This is a genomic window from uncultured Microscilla sp., assembly GCF_947493425.1.
In the GTDB taxonomy this organism is placed as follows: Bacteria; Bacteroidota; Bacteroidia; order Cytophagales; family Microscillaceae; genus Microscilla.
Map to the genome: position 1 here is coordinate 1 of NZ_CANLRP010000113.1, position 19,426 is coordinate 19,426.

At 41.7% G+C, this 19,426-nt stretch carries 15 protein-coding genes; 9 read left to right on the forward strand and 6 right to left on the reverse strand.

What is annotated here, in order from left to right:
• Window positions 1-172: 172 nt before the first annotated feature.
• Window positions 173-430 (reverse strand): hypothetical protein, encoded by a 258-nt coding sequence (locus Q0954_RS23090; RefSeq protein WP_299460909.1) that lies wholly within the window; start codon window positions 428-430, stop codon window positions 173-175.
• A 504-nt stretch (window positions 431-934) separates the two neighbouring features.
• On the opposite strand from Q0954_RS23090, the gene Q0954_RS23095 reads away from it, so the two are divergent.
• Window positions 935-2,146, forward strand: coding sequence for a hypothetical protein (locus Q0954_RS23095; protein WP_299460911.1), 1,212 nt, complete (start codon window positions 935-937; stop codon window positions 2,144-2,146).
• A 394-nt stretch (window positions 2,147-2,540) separates the two neighbouring features.
• Here Q0954_RS23095 and Q0954_RS23100 read toward each other — a convergent pair whose 3' ends face one another.
• Window positions 2,541-2,687, reverse strand: coding sequence for a hypothetical protein (locus Q0954_RS23100; RefSeq protein WP_002703117.1), 147 nt, complete (start codon window positions 2,685-2,687; stop codon window positions 2,541-2,543).
• 767 nt (window positions 2,688-3,454) lie between these two features.
• Between Q0954_RS23100 and uvrB the strand changes: the two genes are divergently transcribed.
• A complete protein-coding gene (uvrB, locus tag Q0954_RS23105; RefSeq protein ID WP_299460914.1) occupies window positions 3,455-5,473 on the forward strand; it encodes an excinuclease ABC subunit UvrB in 2,019 nt (672 codons plus the stop codon).
• Window positions 5,474-5,655: 182 nt separating this feature from the next.
• On the opposite strand, the gene Q0954_RS23110 is transcribed toward uvrB, so the two are convergent.
• The gene (locus Q0954_RS23110; RefSeq protein WP_299460916.1) at window positions 5,656-6,192 is read right to left on the reverse strand and encodes a hypothetical protein; all 537 of its coding nucleotides are present in this window, start codon (window positions 6,190-6,192) and stop codon (window positions 5,656-5,658) included.
• 237 nt (window positions 6,193-6,429) lie between these two features.
• On the opposite strand from Q0954_RS23110, the gene Q0954_RS23115 reads away from it, so the two are divergent.
• Window positions 6,430-6,954, forward strand: coding sequence for a methylated-DNA--[protein]-cysteine S-methyltransferase (locus tag Q0954_RS23115; RefSeq protein WP_299460918.1), 525 nt, complete (start codon window positions 6,430-6,432; stop codon window positions 6,952-6,954).
• Between the two features lie 40 nt (window positions 6,955-6,994).
• Here the strand turns inward: Q0954_RS23115 and Q0954_RS23120 are convergent, their stop codons facing one another.
• Window positions 6,995-7,732, reverse strand: coding sequence for a hypothetical protein (locus tag Q0954_RS23120; protein ID WP_299460921.1), 738 nt, complete (start codon window positions 7,730-7,732; stop codon window positions 6,995-6,997).
• A gap of 116 nt (window positions 7,733-7,848) precedes the next feature.
• Here Q0954_RS23120 and Q0954_RS23125 point away from each other — a divergent pair, with 116 nt between their 5' ends.
• Both Q0954_RS23125 and Q0954_RS23130 read left to right on the forward strand, forming a co-directional pair.
• Entirely contained in the window at window positions 7,849-8,748 is a 900-nt protein-coding gene (locus Q0954_RS23125; RefSeq protein WP_299460923.1) for an NTP transferase domain-containing protein, read from the forward strand.
• Complete coding sequence (locus Q0954_RS23130; RefSeq protein WP_299460925.1) at window positions 8,739-9,791, forward strand: aminoglycoside phosphotransferase family protein; 1,053 nt, start codon at window positions 8,739-8,741, stop codon at window positions 9,789-9,791. Before Q0954_RS23125 ends, Q0954_RS23130 begins: the two co-directional genes overlap by 10 nt.
• 688 nt (window positions 9,792-10,479) lie before the next feature.
• On the opposite strand, the gene Q0954_RS23135 is transcribed toward Q0954_RS23130, so the two are convergent.
• Entirely contained in the window at window positions 10,480-10,851 is a 372-nt protein-coding gene (locus Q0954_RS23135; protein WP_299460927.1) for a four helix bundle protein, read from the reverse strand.
• A gap of 823 nt (window positions 10,852-11,674) precedes the next feature.
• Here Q0954_RS23135 and Q0954_RS23140 point away from each other — a divergent pair.
• On the forward strand, window positions 11,675-13,030 hold the full coding sequence (locus Q0954_RS23140; protein ID WP_299460929.1) for a cytochrome P450: 1,356 nt from the start codon (window positions 11,675-11,677) through the stop codon (window positions 13,028-13,030).
• A 426-nt stretch (window positions 13,031-13,456) separates the two neighbouring features.
• Here the strand turns inward: Q0954_RS23140 and Q0954_RS23145 are convergent, their stop codons facing one another.
• Complete coding sequence (locus tag Q0954_RS23145) at window positions 13,457-15,649, reverse strand: tetratricopeptide repeat protein (RefSeq protein ID WP_299460931.1); 2,193 nt, start codon at window positions 15,647-15,649, stop codon at window positions 13,457-13,459.
• 439 nt (window positions 15,650-16,088) lie between these two features.
• On the opposite strand from Q0954_RS23145, the gene Q0954_RS23150 reads away from it, so the two are divergent.
• The 3 genes from Q0954_RS23150 (at window position 16,089) to Q0954_RS23160 (ending at window position 19,292) form a co-directional block, all read left to right on the forward strand.
• On the forward strand, window positions 16,089-17,366 hold the full coding sequence (locus Q0954_RS23150) for an acetyl-CoA hydrolase/transferase C-terminal domain-containing protein (protein ID WP_299460932.1): 1,278 nt from the start codon (window positions 16,089-16,091) through the stop codon (window positions 17,364-17,366).
• A gap of 161 nt (window positions 17,367-17,527) precedes the next feature.
• Window positions 17,528-17,959: a hypothetical protein gene (locus tag Q0954_RS23155; RefSeq protein WP_299460934.1), complete on the forward strand. Its 432-nt coding sequence runs from the start codon at window positions 17,528-17,530 to the stop codon at window positions 17,957-17,959.
• A gap of 472 nt (window positions 17,960-18,431) precedes the next feature.
• A complete protein-coding gene (locus Q0954_RS23160; protein ID WP_299460936.1) occupies window positions 18,432-19,292 on the forward strand; it encodes a M57 family metalloprotease in 861 nt (286 codons plus the stop codon).
• Window positions 19,293-19,426: the final 134 nt, after the last annotated feature.

The following is a 19,426-nucleotide window of genomic DNA, read 5'->3' on the forward strand; positions in this document are numbered from 1 at the left end:
CAAGATGATTATCAACTCAACAAAGGGTAATAACAAATTTTATTTGGAGAAAAATTTGATTTTTAACACAGTTCTTGACAGGTTTTGGAAATCTGTCAGGTATAAAATACTATGTATAAAAAACAAACTCCTCGTCAATACAAATTGACGGGGAGTTTGCTTTTATGCCCACTCAATCATTTTTACGTCGAATCCGGGCTTTGCTCTTGGGGGCAGCTTTGCTGTGTTTAAGGTGATTCATTTTTTGGCGGTAACGTTCAGTAAGGGTAAGCTTGACTTTTTTCTTTGCTATGGCTTTTTTGCCTGTGGCAGTGGTTGCCACTTTCTTCTTTTTAGCAGGGTGATACTTAAACAAAGGAGCTTGCTCTTGGGCATACAATGTGCCGCATGACCATAGTATTACAAAGGTAAAAGAAATAATGTATTTCATGTAGGATGTCAATAAAACAGGTGGTATGAACAAAAATAAAAATCTACACTTTATACTGTTTCAGAGTCAATAGTAAGTGTATTTATACAAATAAGTAAACCTACAAAAATAATCTGAGCCATAAAACGGTATCTTTGCCGAGTGGACTTCCTCAAAAAACAGTTCCATAGCTTTGGGCTATGCAAAGGTTTTTTGACTCGCTCACTCAACAAATATTTTGTTTTATTGGCACATCTTATTTTTTCCGCTTTACTAAACGTTTTTTATTTGGTAAAACGTTCGGTCAGCTGTTCGCTTACGAACACTACTTGCACGCTCATGTACAACTTTCGATGGCTCGTTTTTTTGTGTAATTAAAACAAATCCAACTATATTACTGACTATCAAACACTTATGGTCAATTTATTTTTTATTAAATGAACTGGTATTGTAGTTGAATTATGGGAGGCACAAACCATATAACTTTTATTTTTATTTGAGAATTGTTGAGTGAGTCCAAGCATTATGAAATATAAAGTAAAAGAGATTGCATATAACGAAAGATTATTTAAAAAACTGATCAAACAAGCACTTTTAAAGGCTCCCCAACAAAAACATTCTATAGAAGATATTGTACTTGCTACCGGACTTTCTACCCGTTGGGTAGCATATACCCTATCTCTGCTGCTCAGGCGGTATCCTTGCCGCCTCGAAACCAACGAAAATAATGAACTTCTTTACATTTTTGATTTTGACGCTGGCGAAAATCGCCTAAAGCGCTGGTTTACCCAATGGCTACAGACACCACCCAATACTAAAGGGGGTTGGCTCAGAAAAACTGTCGCACATATCGCAGGTATTACTGACCAACTCAAAGATCGCTGGTTGACCGAAAAGCTGATATTGAACTATATACGCAACAACCAGGGGCAAATAGTGATTGCGGAGCTTATCCAACTTACCGGATGGAGTATTCGTCAGGCAGAAACTGAAGCAGTACAACTGCTGGCTAACTACGAGGGGGAGGTGGAGATCACTACTCAAGGGGTCATTATTTATAAATTTGCCCAGTTTGCCAAACCTTCCAACGAAGCGGTTGACATTAGCGAAAGCCTGAAAATATGGGAACGCCCTCTGGCAGAAAAAGAATGGAAGGGAGAAGATTTAGAAAAAAAGATCAAAGCACTCAACCGTTGGAACTTTCGCATAGCTGCCACTGCTCCTTTTGTCTTTGGGGGATTGTTTTACCTACTCAGTGGGAGCGTGCCCACTCAGGTATTATTGCTAAGTGCTGGGGTGCCTTTGTCGCTGTCTACGCTGTTTTATAGCATTCCGGCCGTACGGAAGCTGCGTTTGTCGCTGGAAAATGAGAAGATTCGCCGCAAAAATGTAGAACGTTATGTACTCAAGGCTATTTTTCACCGCATTCACCAACAAATTCGTCCTGAACGTCAAATCAAAGTTTTGATAGATGACGTAAAGCCGCTTAAAACCTATTTGTATTGGTGGAACCCACGCTTGGTGGATCAGTCTATGTTTGACGTGCTCATGATGCTTACTTGTACTTATGACAAAGAGGCTATTTTTAAAGAAAAAGCATTGGCGCTTGATGCAGAACTCAATGTGGATACCAGCGGAGAAATTTGCTATGAGTTTGAGCGTTTGCACCTTGAGATGACCGAGGTGGCGCATAATCGTTTGCCCTCGTCTAACAGTTTTGATAATTTATTGATTTAGTAACTCAAAGCTGCGTTATCCCCACCCCTTGGTAACTAAACTACTTCTCCTAAAAGGCTTCATGTTCGCTTTGGTTTCGGCACTGAGACCATACTCTGGACATTCCCTACCACTTGTACTTCTAATCTAATAATTAACCCAAGTTGCAGCATATAAACTGTAAAAGCTTAACTTCCAGTTATTTGTATATTTCAGGTGTGAGTATAACTAGCACTTGAAGCACCGATATACATCGGCATCTCAAGACTTGTCGCTTGTACCTTACAACTTCTATTAATTAGAGTTTATTTAAAGTCAACTAAAAAACCCAAAGTAGATACTCTACTTTGGGTAATACGTTTTATTTGTTTTGTTTTAGATAAAAGCACCTGATTCAGAGTTTTTCAAATCTTTGTTATGCAGATTTGTGGCCTTTATGCTTGCTGGTACTTTTGATTGGAGGAGCTTGTACTTCTTTTTTTGGTTTTTCTTCGTCCATAGACCGAATATTTTCCAAAATAGAAGCTAATTGCTCATAATCATTTTGCTGTTTTCGATTCATAATTTCAATGAAATTTTAGACACTGTACCTATGACAAAAGTACAACAAAAAAGATTAGCTATAGAATAGTTTCTACGAGTAACCTTTCTTGTGTGGTAAAAGCCCCGAAAACGAAGATTAATGGGTAATACTTACCCAAAAAAAAGGTATAATTCAAAGATGATCGATCGAAATACACCTCTTTATTTGCACTTTTTCATTAATCAGTTCATTCATTTAGTCAACATTTTCAAGACCTTACCTTATGCATTTTGCCTGCTTTGTGTTAGGAGGCACAGGTAAGTTAATTATTAATAACGCAGGGCTTAATTTTAAATAAATTGAGGCATTATTTTAATAAAATTCTCACAAGCCTGATTGTACTCCCTCATGCCAATGTCTTGCCCTCAGGGTCAACACAAAAAATGTTTGCTTTCAAGGTAATGTAAGTTAGCACACTGTATCAATCAAAATGAAAGCAGTAGTTGCTATAGTTTTTCTATTAAAAATAAAATGCCTTTACTATATAAAATCAAACTTTTTAGTAAACAAAATTACAAAAAATACGTAGTGTTTCAACCTGTTTTCACTTTTTATCGGATTTTTTATTAAAATAATTATACAAAACCCTTTCTGTTAAAACCAACACAACTGATAATCCTCTATCTACCAAGCCATTGACTTGCTCGATGTACTGATACTTTTTGCGGTTTTTATACTTTTGGTATGTGTTAAAAAACAGTATATTTGCTAATGCACTTTTAGCAAGCAAAACCAACACCTTTAGTATGTATAAATTAGTATCTGATTTTGAACCAATGGGCGACCAGCCTAAGGCAATCGAACAATTGATTCATGGAATAAAAAACGGTGAAAAAGCACAAACCCTACTGGGGGTAACTGGTTCGGGTAAAACATTTACTGCTGCCAATGTGGTAGCCCAACTCAACCGTCCTACTTTGGTGCTCAGCCATAACAAAACCCTGGCAGCACAGTTATACGGCGAGTTCAAACAGTTTTTTCCCGACAATGCCGTTGAGTACTTTATTTCTTATTATGATTATTACCAACCTGAAGCATTTTTGCCTACTACAGGTACTTATATCGAAAAGGATTTGTCTATCAACAGCGAAATAGAAAAGCTTCGCCTGAGTGCCACCTCAGCTTTGTTGTCGGGCAGGCGCGATGTATTGGTGGTGGCTTCGGTATCGTGTATTTACGGTATTGGCAACCCAGAGGAGTTTGGCAAAAACGTGATCAGCCTAAAGGTAGGCGATGAAATAAGCCGTAACAAATTTTTGTTTGCTTTGGTAGACATTCTCTATAGTCGTACTGAGGCGGGTTTTGAGCGGGGTAACTTTAGGGTAAAAGGCGACACCATTGACATTTTTGTAGCGTATGATGATTTTGCTTTTAGAATTTTCTTTTTTGGCGACGAGGTAGAAGCAATCCACCGTATTGACCCCGAAACCAACCAAAAGTTATCTGAAGAAACAGCCATTTCTATATTTCCGGCAAATTTGTTTGTGACCGGGCAAGATGTATTGCACCAGGCAATCAAAGAGATACAGGATGATATGGTGAAGCAGGTGTTGTATTTTGAAAAAGAAAACCGGGTAGAAGAAGCCAAGCGAATCAAAGAAAGAACAGAGTTTGACCTGGAAATGATGCGCGAACTGGGCTACTGTTCTGGGGTAGAAAACTATTCGCGTTACTTTGACCGCCGCAACCCTGGGTCGCGCCCTTTCTGCTTGCTCGATTATTTTCCCGACGATTATTTGTTGTTCATTGACGAGAGCCACGTTACTTTGCCTCAAATACGCGGCATGTATGGGGGTGACCGTTCGCGCAAGACCAACCTGGTAGATTATGGCTTTAGGCTACCCTCGGCGCTTGACAACCGCCCGCTTAACTTTCAGGAGTTTGAAACCATGATGAATCAGGTGATTTATATAAGTGCTACACCCGCCGAGTATGAACTCGAAAAGTCGGAAGGGGTCATTGTAGAACAGTTGATTCGCCCAACCGGGGTAATCGATCCGGAGATTTTTGTGCGCCCCAGCCTCAACCAAATAGATGACCTGCTGGAAGAAATAGATGCCACGCTCAAAGATGATGGGCGGGTGTTGGTGACTACCCTGACCAAACGCATGGCAGAAGAACTAAGCAAGTACCTCGACCGATTGGACATTAATTGTACTTATATTCACTCGGATGTAAAGCCGCTGGAACGGGTAGAAATTTTGCGCCAGTTGCGTTTGGGCGAAATAGATGTACTCATTGGGGTAAACTTACTGCGGGAGGGGCTCGACTTGCCCGAAGTGTCGCTGGTGGCAATTATAGACGCTGACAAAGAAGGCTTTTTACGCAACGAACGTTCGCTGATTCAGACCATAGGACGGGCAGCTCGTAACGAAAAAGGGAAGGTAATTTTGTATGCCGATAAAATGACGGGATCGATGGAACGTGCCATGAACGAAACCCAACGCCGTCGCAAGGTTCAGGATGAGTACAACAAAAAACACAACATTACCCCTAAAACAGTGAAGAAAAGCAAAGAAGCGATTATGGGACAAACCAATGTTGCGGACAAGCGCAAGAAAGCAGGGGCAAACTATTATACGGCTCCCGATACTATAAATATGGCTGCCGACCCAGTGGTAAGCTATATGACCCAAGACGACTTGCAAAAACTGATCAAGACAACCCAAAAAGCGATGGAAAAGGCAGCCAAAGACCTCGATTTTATGGAAGCGGCCCGTCTGCGAGACGAATTGGCTGATTTGAAGACGATGCTGAAGAAGTAATGCATAGGGGCTAGGTTCTAGCGACAAGTCGCAAGTATTTAGATGCCGATGAATACTGGTGCTATTCCCTATTCCACAGAAAGCTTGTAAAGCATTTATTTTCAGATATTTACTAATTAAAAAAATTATACCATACCTACCAGCGTTTGCTCGCTCTGGTAAGTATGGTTATTTGCCTTGCTCTATTTTACTTTGGTATACTTTATTCTCCAGTTCAACTTCCAGGTTTTGCCCTTGTCAAGCGACGACTCCCAGTCCCAATCGAAACTATCGGCTTTGATGTTGTAAAACACCATGCGTTGCTTAATGATTTTACCCTTAAATTTGCCTTTAGCACCCGTAAAAGATCGCTCAAAAATACGCTTGTTTCCATCAAACTTTCCTACAAAATCGAGGTAAGCTCCCTGGTTATCTACCCAGGTTTGTTTCCAGGTTTTGTTGAGAGGATTGTACACCGAAAAACTCAAGCCGTGAAAGCCTTTCATTTTTGGATCATCGTTAATTATAAAGTTTTCTTTGATCACCTTGCCGTTCAAGATACGGGTAATCTCGTTGGTAGCCTTGCCTATACTACCATCTGTATTTTTCCAGGTAGCGTTCCATTTACCCACCCAAAAGTCAAATCGTTTGTCGAGCGGCACTTCTTTTTGAGTAGGAGGTATGGTGGCCGTTTGTAAAGATACCACTGTAACAAGTAAAGTAATGAAAGAATGTATCATGATGATTTGGTTTGGTTTTGTTTAAAAAAGTGATCAGCCATCAGGCAAAGATTTGTAGCCTGTAGCTTCAGCCTTGGAGCTTCTAAAACCTTGTGGCTGACAATGACAAACATCGCTTATGGGCAAGTAAAAAGAGTCAAATCCGATAAAATTTGACCTAATTCTTTATTTTTACCTTCTAAATTGACCAAAATTGTAAAAAAGAACCCGACAACCTTCTCAAAAAACCCAATACAGATGGAAGATCAATTGCACCAATTTATGTATCAGTCGCCCATTGGCGAACTGGAAATCACTGGCAATGACGCAGGCATACAAGCTATTTTATTTGTAGACAATGCCACCGAAACTGTTTTGCCCCACGCACCCGCCAACGTTATAGCCCCTCACTTGCCCAAGGTTTTGCAAGCTTGTGTAAGCCAACTAGATGAGTATTTTATGGGCAAACGTGAGGAATTTGATCTTTTGCTCAACCCACAGGGTACGGGGTTTCAACGCCGGGTGTGGGAGGCTTTGTGCCAAATACCCTTGGGGCAAATAAGTACTTATAAGAAAATAGCCAAAGCTATAGAGCTACCTAAAGGAGCCCAGGCAGTAGGCGGTGCTAATGGACAAAACCCTATTTCTATTGTAGTGCCTTGCCATCGGGTCATTGGCAGCAATGGTACCCTTACTGGCTACGCCGGGGGGTTATGGCGTAAGTCATGGTTGCTAAAGCACGAGAAGGTAAAACTACCCGGCACCCAATTATCATTGATTTAGGAACGTGATCGCATCTGACAAAATGTATCAAAAAAAAGCACTAAAACTCCCAGCCAATCAATAGTTTTTTGCTGTATTTTTTTCGCTCGGTTACTTCTACAAAGCTAGTACGCACCTGAGCGATTTTTACTCCTTGATGGTCAATGGTTCCGTGCAAAGATATTTGAGGCTCAAAATTTGTCCAAGCCTCTCCCCTGCTTTGGTAAGCCTCTGTAAAGTAAGGCATTGTCAATGTTTTTAAGGCAGTAAAAAAAGAATCGGGTAGCATTTCGGGCAAACGATGATCGCCTCCTGAAAAGGCAAAAATTTTGCTGTGAGGCAATACGGTCACCCCAGGGGCAAAAGTTGCCGAAAAAGTCTGATGGAAGTTTTTCTCAAATGCTTTTCCCAAATAGTCTTCAAATAACGCCAGGGTTACATTCTTGACCTTCCGTTCTAAAGGAGTAGCATCTGCACTATCGCGTTGATACCCTACGGCATCGTAACAAACAAACACGTGGGCATACTGATCTAGTTCAAGCCAACCACGGCCTTGGTTATAATATTCGCCCGTGTTGGGCAATTGTAGCTTTTCAATCAACAAGTCCCTCAGTTTTTCGCACAGTACCGGGTAGCTATCACACAGGGCTTGCCCATCTAATAGAAGTCGAACAATGGTTTCGTCACCGCCACAATCCCACACAGCCGTAATGCGATGTTTTTGAGCATACAAATCTGCCACTTGTTGCCTTAGCTCTTCAAGATAGGTTGCCTTACCTTTGTCATAAAAATTAGCCATGGTTTAATATACAAAATTGTAGCGTATTGGTATTCCTTTACTTTTTTATTACATATTTTTTGTCAATTTCTCATTTAATCCTCAGTTTCGTTACACTTAATCAAATAGTCAATTGAATGAAACCAACCCTTATTGTATTAGCCGCCGGCATGGGCAGTCGCTACGGAGGACTCAAGCAACTGGATCGTTTGGGTGTTTCGGGCGAAACCTTGATGGATTATGCGTTGTACGATGCCGCCCGCAGTGGTTTTGGCAAAGTAGTATTTGTCATTCGTCGTGACTTTGAGCAAGCTTTTCGCGAGAAGGTGTTGGCTCCGCTACAACTTAACATAGAGGTATGTTATGTTTTTCAGGAAACTGAAATAAAATTGAATGATGAAATTATCCAACGCAAAAAACCTTGGGGAACCGGGCACGCATTGCTTGCGGCTAAAAACGAGGTAGCGGGTACTTTTGCGGTAATCAATGCTGACGATTTTTATGGACAAGAGGCTTTTTCTACACTAGTCAATTACTTGACTCATTTGCCTCAGAACAGCTCTGAATATGCGCTGGTAGGCTATGTACTACAAAACACCCTTTCAGACAATGGTACTGTGTCGCGGGGGGTGTGTCAGGTAAACGAAGTAGGCTACCTGACCAACATTGTAGAACGTAAAAAAATCTGGAAAGACGCGCAAGGCATTTTTTGCTTCGATGAAACAGGCAAACAAGTAGAACTTGACGGCAACAGCCTGGTATCAATGAATTTATGGGGAGGCAGTAAAGGGGTGTTTGATGTATTAGAAGCTAAGTTTCCGGCATTTGTACAAGCCCATAAAAACGACCCCAAAGCTGAATTTTTGATTCCTGAAGCCTTTGGTGAGATGATTGCCAATGGAAGCGCTCAAGTAAAAGTGTTGCGCAGCAATGCCCGCTGGATTGGGGTGACTTACAAGGATGACAAACCCGAAGCGATGCAAAAACTAAAAGCGTTGACTGATCAGGGGGTTTACCCTACTAATTTATGGAACTAGCCTCTACCCCACTCGTACGCAAGGTGGCAAAGGTTTTTGCCCTTTCGGGGAAACTCATAGATGCTCAGCCTTTTGGCAACGGACATATTCATGATACTTATCGCCTGGAAACCGCCAAGGGGCCAAGCAAACATACATACATTTTACAAAGGTTTAACCACCAGGTATTTAATCGTCCTGCATTGGTCATGCAAAATATTTTGCGGGTGACTACTCACCTACAGCAACAGGGTTGTACCACTCCTACGCTGGTACTTACCCGCCAAGGGGAACCTTATTATACCGCCTCTGACGGGTTTTGTTGGCGGGTGCTTACTTTTATAGCCGATACTTATACTATAGAAGAGGTACAAAACGAAAATCAAGCATACGAGGCGGCGCGTTGTTTTGGTAGCTTTGCTCGCCAACTCAGTACTTTGCCCTTGCACCAGGTGCACGAAACCATTCCTCGTTTCCACGATTTGTCGCACCGTTATACACAATTTACCCAAGCATTGCCTCAAGCTTTCCCCGAAAGGGTAGAAAAAGCGGCAGAGGCGATCAGGCTGATAGAACAACGGGTGACGCTGAGAAACCAGGTGGCAGAGGTATTGCCCATGTTGCCTTTGCGGGTGTTGCACAATGATACGAAGGTAAACAATGTACTACTACACAATGACACGCATCAAGGGGTTTGCGCTATAGATCTCGATACAGTAATGCCTGGTTATGTGTTGTATGACTTTGGCGATATGGTACGTACTTTTGTAAGCCCGGTACCTGAGGATGCACGACAGCTTGATGGTGTGATCGTACGCAAACATATTTTCGAGGCTTTGACCAAGGGCTATTTACAGGCTTGGGGAGCTGAGTTGCAGGAAGTAGAAAAACAGAGTTTGTGGTTGGGTGCCCGGCTCATGCCTTATATGATTGGTATGCGTTTTTTGACGGATTACTTGCAAGGTGATGTGTATTATAAAACAACTTATGCTGGGCATAATCTCGATCGGGCAATGAACCAACTGACATTGTTGACGAAGCTGGAGGTGTTTCTTGAGTTGTGATGGGCTTTTAGCTTTAGTTTAACTGTTTGTAGGGAGCTTTTAGCCTTTGCTTGAGCTACGATTAGCCTTTAGCTTTAGTTTGGCTGTTTGTAGGGGGCTTTTAGCCTTTGCTTGAGCTACGCTGAGGTTTAGCCTTTAGCTTTTGCTTGAGCTACGATTAGCCTTTAGCTTTTGTTTGGCTGTTTGTAGGGGGCTTTTAGCCTTTGCTTGAGCTACGATGGTTTTTAGCCTTTAGCTTTTGCTTGAGCTACGATTAGCCTTTAGCCTTTTTTTAGCTGTTTGTAGGGGGCTTTTAGCCTTTTTTTGAGCTACGTTGAGGTTTAGCCTTTAGCTTTTGCTCAGTGGTGATTATCATATTTGCGAAAACGAGAAAAACTAACAACTAAAGGCCCCATGAAGAACAAAAAAGCTAAAAGCTAACAGCTAAACCTCCTCGAAGACCCAAAAGGCTCTACGAAGAACAAAAAAGCTAAAGGCCAACAGCTAAACCTCCTCGAAGAACAGAAAGGCTAAAGGCTCCACGAAGAACAAAAAGGCTAACAGCTAAACCCCCACGAAGAACAGAAAAGCTAAAGGCTAAACCCACACCAAGAACAGAAAGGCTAAAGGCTCCACCAAGAACAGAAAGGCTAAAAGCTAAACCTCCTCGAAGAATAGAAAGGCTAAACCTACACCAAGAACAGAAAAGCTAACGTTTCTTCCGCAATGAGGTTTTTATGGTAGATATGAGCCCATTGATTTGCCTTTGGACCTGGTGTACCTCATCGACCAATACCTCGACTTTTTCGCTTGTTAGGTGGTTGACTGCCTTACAAATTAATAATTGAGTTTCAAGTTCAAAAGAGGAACCTTGAGCTATCTCAAGAAATCGTTTGTATTCTTTTTCGCTGCTACGGCTACATCCTTCGGCTATGTTGGAAGGAATAGAAACGGCACAGCGTTGCATTTGTGAAATTAAACCAAATTTCTCGGTGTCGGGCAAAGTAGCGGTGGTTTTATAAATATTTGTCACCAAATTCATACTTTTTTTCCAAATATCCAGGTTTCTGAAATTTCTCATAGTTCTTATTAAATTTGTTACCTTTGGTGGGCAATAATTAGCTTTTAGACTTAGGCTTTGTCATTAGCTTTTGTTTGAGCTACGTTTAGCGGTGGACCTTTGTTTAGCGATGGTGGGCTTTTTTTGAGCTATGATGAGCTTTTTTTGAGCTATGATGAGCTTTTAGCTTTAGTTTGGCTGTTTGTAGGGGGCTTTTAGCCTTTGCTTGAGCTACGATGAGTGGTTAGCCTTTAGCTTTTGTTGAACTGTTTGTAGGGGGCTTTTAGCCTTTGCTTGAGCTACGATGAGTGGTTAGCCTTTAGCTTTAGTTTGAGCTACGATTAGCCTTTAGCCTTTTTTTGGCTGTTTGTAGGGGGCTTTTAGCCTTTGCTTGAGCTACGATGGTTTTTAGCCTTTAGCTTTTGCTTGAGCTACGATTAGCCTTTAGCTTTAGTTTGGCTGTTTGTAGGGGGCTTTTAGCCTTTTTTTGAGCTACGCTGAGGTTTAGCCTTTAGCTTTTGCTTGAGCTACGATTAGCCTTTAGCTTTAGTTTGGCTGTTTGTAGGGGGCTTTTAGCCTTTTTTTGAGCTACGCTGAGGTTTAGCCTTTAGCTTTTGCTCAGTGGCGATTATCATATTTGCGAAAAAGAGAAAAGCTAACAACTAAAGGCCCCATGAAGAACAAAAAAGCTAAAAGCTAACGGCTAAAGCTACTCGAAGAACAGAAAGGCTAAAACTACACAGAGAACAAAAAGGCTAAAAGCTAAACCTCCTCGAAGAATAGAAAGGCTAAAGGCTAAAACTACACAAAGAACAGAAAAGCTAAAGGCTAAACCATTAAAAATATGCACGAAAAGAAACTTCCCCCCAGTACCAAAAAAACGCACTGGCTGTTTGGCAACACCATGGAGCTCAAACACGACTCTTTGGGTAGTTTGCTTAAATGGCAAAAGGAATTTGGCTCGTTTTACAGTTTTTACCGGGTAAATCAGCCCCACTATGTAGCCACCAAACCCGAATACATCAAGTACGTGTTGCAAGACAACAATAAGAATTACCACAAGGGCAAAGCCTTTGAGTATATGAAAGCCCTGTTGGGCAATGGCTTGGTTACCAACGAGGGTGACTTTTGGCGCAAACAACGTCGCATGGCACAACCTGCTTTTCATAAAACCAAACTGGCTGGGCTTACAGAGGTAATGACGGGATTGATTGGGGAGTTTTTGGATGAGTGGGAGCAAAAGTACCAATCGGGCGACCGCGTTAACCTTACTAAAGAAATGAATTTGCTGGCACTCAAGATCGTGTCTAAGGCATTGTTTCAGTCTGAAGTAGGCGAGGCTATTTACAAAATAGGCGATCATCTCAACTATGCATTGTATCGTATGATGATGCGTTTACGCAATCCGTTTTTGCCACCGCGTTGGATACCTACGCCTGCCAACCGTAAAGAACAAAAAGTCATTCGGGAGTTGTTTGGTATTATTGATGGCATTATTGCTCAGAGACGGCAAGATACTCAAGATTACAACGATTTGTTGTCGATGCTGATGCATAGTGAAGATGAGGATACGGGCGAAAAAATGAGCAACCAACAACTACGCGATGAGGTAATGACGTTGTTTATGGCAGGGCACGAAAGTTCTTCGGCTGCTTTGGGGTATTTGTTTTGGTTGTTGAGCCAATACCCCGATATAGACCAAAAAGTGGAGGACGAGCTTGCCCAAAATCTGGGCAGTGCTGCTTTTACTTTCGAGAGTATGCGCCAGGTGCCCTATAGTAGTCAGGTGATCAATGAAATGTTACGCCTCTATCCGCCTGCTTGGACAGTGGGCAGAAAAGCGGTGGCAGACGATGAAATAGGTGGCTACCATGTGCCAGCGGGTACCAGTATTATGATTCCGGCGTATGTGGTACACCGCGATGCTGACTTGTGGGAACAACCTCATGAGTTTTTGCCGGAACGCTGGCAAACCCAACGGGTTAAAGAGTTGCCACGTTTTGCTTATTTCCCTTTCGGGGGAGGGCCTCGTCTTTGCATTGGCGACCAGTTTGCTTTGCTTGAGATTCACGCTGTGTTGGCTTTGCTCAAGCGCCGCTTTACTTTTGAGCACCAACCCCGCCACCACATAGCCTTGCAACCCCTCGTTACAATGCGACCAGTGGAGGATATTTATTTGACTTTAATCAGGAGGGGTTAATTTTTTTTGTTTGTAGGGGCTTTTAGCTTTAGTTTGACTGTTTGTAGGGGGCTTTTAGCCTTTGTTTGACTGTTTGTAGGGAGCCTTTAGCCTTTGTTTAACTGTTTGTAGAGGGCTTTTAGCTTTTGCTTGAGCTACAATAGGGTTGAGCCTTTGCTCGCGGATAATTATCATATTTGCGAAAAAGAGAAAAGCTAACAACTAAAGCCCCACGAAGAACAGAAAGGCTAAAAGCCAACAGCTAAACCTCCTCGAAGAAAAGAAAAGCTAAAGGCCAACAGCTAAACCTCCTCGAAGAAAAGAAAAGCTAAAGGCTAAAGCTACTCGAAGAAAAGAAAGGCTAAAGGCTCCACGAAGAACAAAAAAGCTAACGGCTAAAGCTACTCGAAGAAAAGAAAAGCTAAAGCCTCACGAAGAACAAATAAGCTAAAGCCTCACTCCCATCACCAAAATATCGTCTATTTGCCTGTAGGGTGGGTTAGCGGCTTGCATCCATTCATCCAGCGCAGTTTCCAATAGTTTTTTTTGGGTGGGCAATGGTTCCTCAGCAATACGATGTAAGAGTTCTCTGAACCGTTTTTTCATAAACTTTCGGTTCTTTTTCCCTCCAAACTGGTCTTGATAACCATCTGAGTACAAATAAAATGTTGTGGGTATGCTTACATCTATAGTATGGGTGTCGAAAGTAGGCTTAGCTCCTTTTTTACGGTAACCATTAATGCTGTATATAGCCCCTTTTACCTCTCGAATATTACTGTTTTGCACCAATAACAAGGGGGTTTTTGCCCCGGCATATTGCAACACTTGCCGCTGAGTATCCAGCACCACCAGTGCTACATCCATTCCATCCCTCACCAGTGTATTGTTGGTTTTGAGAATATGCCTAAAGACAGCGTCTAGTCGGTACAATATATCAGAAGGGTTGTCAAACTGCTGTTGTACAATAATGTCGGTCAAAGCAAGCGAGCCAATCATAGTCATAAACGCCCCTGGAACCCCGTGCCCGGTACAGTCCGCCACTACCATAAACACCTTGCCTCTGGTTTGCTCTACCCAATAAAAATCACCTGATACAATATCGCGGGGGCGAAAAAGTATAAAGTGGTCAGGAATAGACTCTTGGGTATCTTCTTCTATGTGCAACATGGCTTGTTGAATGCGCTGAGCATAGGTAATACTTGCCGTAATGTCTTCGTGCTGTTTTTCTACCGTGTGCAAGGTAGTTTCCAACGAATCGTTCATAGCCTTGATCTCTTCGTGGGCTACTTTGATGGTTTCGTTGGCAGTTTGTAGCTCTTGGTTAGAATGAGTCAGGTGGTGGTTGGTCTGGTTGAGCTTGCGATTGTTGCGCTGCTTCTCTACATAAAAAAACAACAAGACCAGTATCAGGGCTATAGTAAGCCCCAAGCCTATATAAGTACTTCGTTGCTCTAATTTACGGTTTTTAAGGTCTGCCGCCATTTGTGCTTGTCGGGCGCGCAGCGAATCTTCTCGTTTTTCGGCTACATAGCGACTGGCGAGTTGGGTAAGCTTGCGTATTTTTTCTTCGTTAAAAAGGCTGTCAGCAAGTTGGGTATACAGTTCCAGGTTTTGATACGCCTCGGCATACTTGCCCTGTGCCTTAAACACCTTCGCCAAATACTCTACACCGTCTCGTTCTATGCGTGGGTTGCCCAGGTTACGCGCCAGTTGCACCCCATCGTTGAGGTATTGTTGGGCTTGGCTGTATTTGTTTTGATCGTAAAAAGCCTTTCCGAGTATCACCCTGGTGTCTGCCAAGGCGCTTTGGGCACCTATTTTTTTCTGAATAACCAACGCCTGGTTAAGGTATTTTTGGGCATTATCGTATTGTTTACGCGTTAGAGCAAACTTGCCCAAGTCAAAATAACTTTCGGCAATACCACTTTGGTCTTTCATTTTAATTCTTATAGCCAATGCAAGCTGATAACACTCCTGAGCTTTTGCATAGTTGCCCTGTAGTTTGTACGTAATGCCCATGTTGTTATAAATATAGGCTACAGCTGTTTGGTTATTTATCGACTTAGAAATGTCTAATGACTTTTGGGCAAACTCAAGCGATTGTGTATACTTGCCCTCCATCCGATAAACCAGACTAATGTTGTTATAGCTCCCCGCCATTCCGCGTTTATCACCTATTTTTTCTCTTATTTTCAAAGAGCTTTGATAAGCTTCCAGGGTTTTGGCATAATTGCCTTGCCGCCAATAAGCAGCCCCCAAACCATTATAAGCATTGGCTTCGCCTTCGGCATAATTACTCTTTTGGGCAGTGGCCAATGCTTGTTGCTGTAGCTCTAACGCTTTGGCATAATGTCCTTTACGCATAATGACCCAAGCCAGGTAGTATTGAGCATTGGTAACACCTTCCGGGTAGTTAATCTTTCTTGCCAGTTGTTTAGCCTTGGTCGTATAGAGGGCTACTTTTACCGAGTCAGAATAGCGATATTCACGGGCAACCATATTATAAATATCTACCTTTTGTCGATCGCTAATATCGGAAGGCAACACCTGTAAAAGCGAATCGATCAGGCGCTGATTTTGCCCCCAGGCCTGCCCAGCAACTAACAAAAATAATAAAAGACAAAATCCTGAGATTTTCATTGTTGGCTTAATAAGGTATACATCTGATTTTAAGCATATTTACTCCAAACAAAGAGCATAGTTTAGCAATTAAACACAGGTTTCAAAAATATGTCCAATGATAGGCACTGCTCCAAAAATTAAGGTAACTAAAATAAACAACAAACCTATTAACCAATATACATCAAAACATTAGGTAATTAAACTCCTCTGAAAGTTTTTAAACTCACAGGAAGTATACTACTTTTTTTATGCCTCTACCAAAAAACAAGCACTACGCCAAGCACTGTTTAATAAATCATTAATTTTTTGTTAGCACAAGCATCTACCAACTTATATTTATCCTAGTAATGACGCCCGATATTAAATTAACGACAATAATGCCCCTGGTCATTTGCATAAGTCCTCATCCTGCACAATTTTGTAGCATCAAAACTTTAAAATAACTACTATATATATTATGTATAACACTGTATCACCAGCCGAAGCCGTTGCTGGTATTCAATCGTCTCAAAATGTATTTGTACACAGCATTGCTGCTACTCCTTTTACACTTATAAAAGCCTTGGTAGCGCGTGCCGATGAACTTGAAAATGTCACTTTACACCATTTACACGTAGAGGGCGACGCTCCTTATGCGCGCTCAGAGTACGCCAAAAGTTTTAGAGTAAATAATTTATTTACAGGTGCCAACACCCGCCACGCTGTACAAGAAGGACGCGCCGACTATGTCCCGGTTTTCTTAAGTGAAATTCCTTATTTGTTCGAGTCACGTATTATCCCTTTAGATGTTGCTTTACTGCAGGTTTCGCCACCCGATGTTCACGGTTATTGTTCGCTGGGTACCTCAGTAGATGCTTCAATGGCTGCCGCCAAAGCTGCCAAAACAGTAATTGTAGAGATTAACCCACAAATGCCACGAGTACATGGCGATGGTTTTTTGCACGTAAGCGATTTTGACAAAATTATAGAAACCAATCACCCCTTACCTGCTCATCCTCCCCGTACCCCCAATGCCATAGAAACCAGAATAGGGCAATATGTAGCCACTTTGGTAGAAGACCGCTCTACGCTGCAAATGGGCATAGGCGCCATACCCGATGCGGCACTTGCTGCTATGACCAACCACAAAGACCTGGGAGTACATACCGAAATGTTTTCGGATGGCTTGCTGCCTTTGATCGATAAGGGTGTAATAACGAATAAATATAAGATAAAACACCGAGGCAGAATAGTGAGTAGTTTTGTAATGGGGAGCCAAAAGTTGTACGACTTTATAGACGATAACCCTTTGGTACGCCTGCTTGCCTGCGACTACGTAAATGATACAACGGTTATTAGGCAAAACCCCAACGTAATAGCCATTAACAGTGCTATAGAGGTAGACCTTACCGGGCAGGTATGCGCCGACTCTATCGGAACCAAAATTTACTCTGGAGTAGGGGGGCAAATGGACTTTATGCGGGGTGCATCTTTGTCTAAAGGTGGTAAACCTATCATTGCATTGCCTTCGGTTACCTCCAAGGGATTGAGCCGTATTAGTACTACCTTAAGGCCAGGTGCTGGAGTAGTTACTACCCGTGCTCACGTGCAATGGGTGGTAACAGAATATGGTATAGCAGAGCTGTATGGGCAAAACTTACGTACCCGCGCCAAGCGGTTGATAGAGATTGCCCACCCCGACCACCGCGAAACGCTGGCACGCGAAGCCAGAGATATATTGAAATTAGGGGTTTAATTTTTTTATGGTTAAATTGTTCTGTTGATTAAGTTTTTATGGTTAAACGGTTTTATGGTTTGCCAAGCACAGTGTGGCTTTGTCTAACCATAAAACCTTTAACAAAGCAGTCAACGTTTACCCATGAACCAAAAGTTGAAGACCTTCTAGCAATTTAAACTATGCCAACCCCCATTGTCGAAAGTGACTATTTTTCTATGTACTTTACAGAAGAGCTCAAGCTATTTGAGCAGTTTTGGTATGCCAGCAGCAAACAAATGACTGAGGCAGATTACAAACAACTACATGATGCCTGGGTACAAAAACTAATTAAGAATAAATATAATATACAATACTTTTATTTAGACAATCGAATCAACCACTTTGTCATTTCAAAAGAGCTACAGCAATGGCACGCCCAGCATGTTACCATCCCCATATTGAGTAATTTGCCTAATCCCAACAAAGTAAAAGTGGCCATGGTAGTAAGCGAAGACTTTGTAAGTCAGCTTTCTATAGAGCATACCATTAACACCCACCAAGCATTTAACCAGATAACATACTATTTTACCAGCCCCAAAGAAGCCCGAAGCTGGTTGCTACAACAAGATTAAAATTTCTCAAGAATATATGATCATTTGTCAAAATACTGGCTGAAATCTCACTTGTTTTTTGCTTGGCTTGGGGAGTCTACTTTGTATTTTGAAACAAAAAACAAAAAAACACCTTCTACAAATGTTTTCATTATTATAAACCTATCCTTGTTTCTGTTTTTTCGCTGTTAACTTCATCAACACAACTTTGTTTACCCATATATACCAAGTAAAGAACATTCAATTCACTAAAAATCAACACTTTATTAATTTTTCGGTTTTTTACTGTTCACCCATTATTTAGCAGACCAAATACTTGCATTTTGGCTTCTGTTTACTTCTTGCACACTACAACTAACAACACAAAATGTTTTGCTTACTTTTTGTATACCTCCATATTTAGGTGAAATATTCTGCAAAACACTAATATTGCCAATGAGTATTCCACTCAAAAACAAAGTTATATTACACTTATTTTAAAATCTTAAAAATTATGAAAAGAATTACCCTGCTAAGCGTGAGCTTCATGATGATGCTTGCTGCCTTCACTTTCTCTTGTAAGCAACAAGAGGCTACTCCTAATGCCCCTGTCAATAACAATGGTATTAGTCAAGAGGTAATTAACCAGTTTAAAGACCTTGGGATTGACGCCAGAAATGGTGTATATACGACCCAAACAAACCCTTTGACAGGAAAAACTCAAAAAGGATATAGTCTCGAAAAAGACGTGTTTGTATCTGAGGATCAGTTCAAAGAAATGCTTGCGAGCCCAACAACAGAGGGTGCCAACGGTGAGCAATACCGTACTAGCAATCTGGTAAACGCTCCACGCACTATTCGTGTACTTGGTTACACTGCCAACAATTCAAACGGATTGGGTAGTACTTTGAGAGAGGCTTTGCGTCAAGCTATTGATAGATACAATGCTGAGAACCTTAGCTTACGTTTTACTTTAGCTTTTGGTAGCAACTTTCAGGTATACGACATAGTAGTATACCAGGTATCTAACGGTTCTATTGGAGCAAGTGCTGGCTTCCCAACCAATGGTAATCCTTACAAGTGGGTGCGTATGAACTCAGGCGTAAACAATGGAGGAATCCAATTGGCTCGTCACATCACTATGCACGAACTAGGTCACTGCATCGGTTTCCGTCACACCGACTGGTTCAATCGCTCTATTAGCTGTGGAAGTGGTGGAAACGAAGGTACTGCTGGGGTAGGTGCTATCCATATTCCAGGTACTCCGGTTGCGCCTAGCTTTGACAATAAATCTATTATGTTGTCTTGCGGTGGTTTAGGTACTCCTGGTGCTTTCTCTGCTGGCGACCGTACTGCATTGAATTATCTTTACTAAGAACTTATAAGGTTGTAAACAATGAGCGACCAACTGCAAGTGTAATTAAAACTAGTTATGCTTTTTTGCCGCTCATTATTTACTGCTGCTTATTACAATTTAAGTAATTGATATAGATTAATTATGTTGTGATA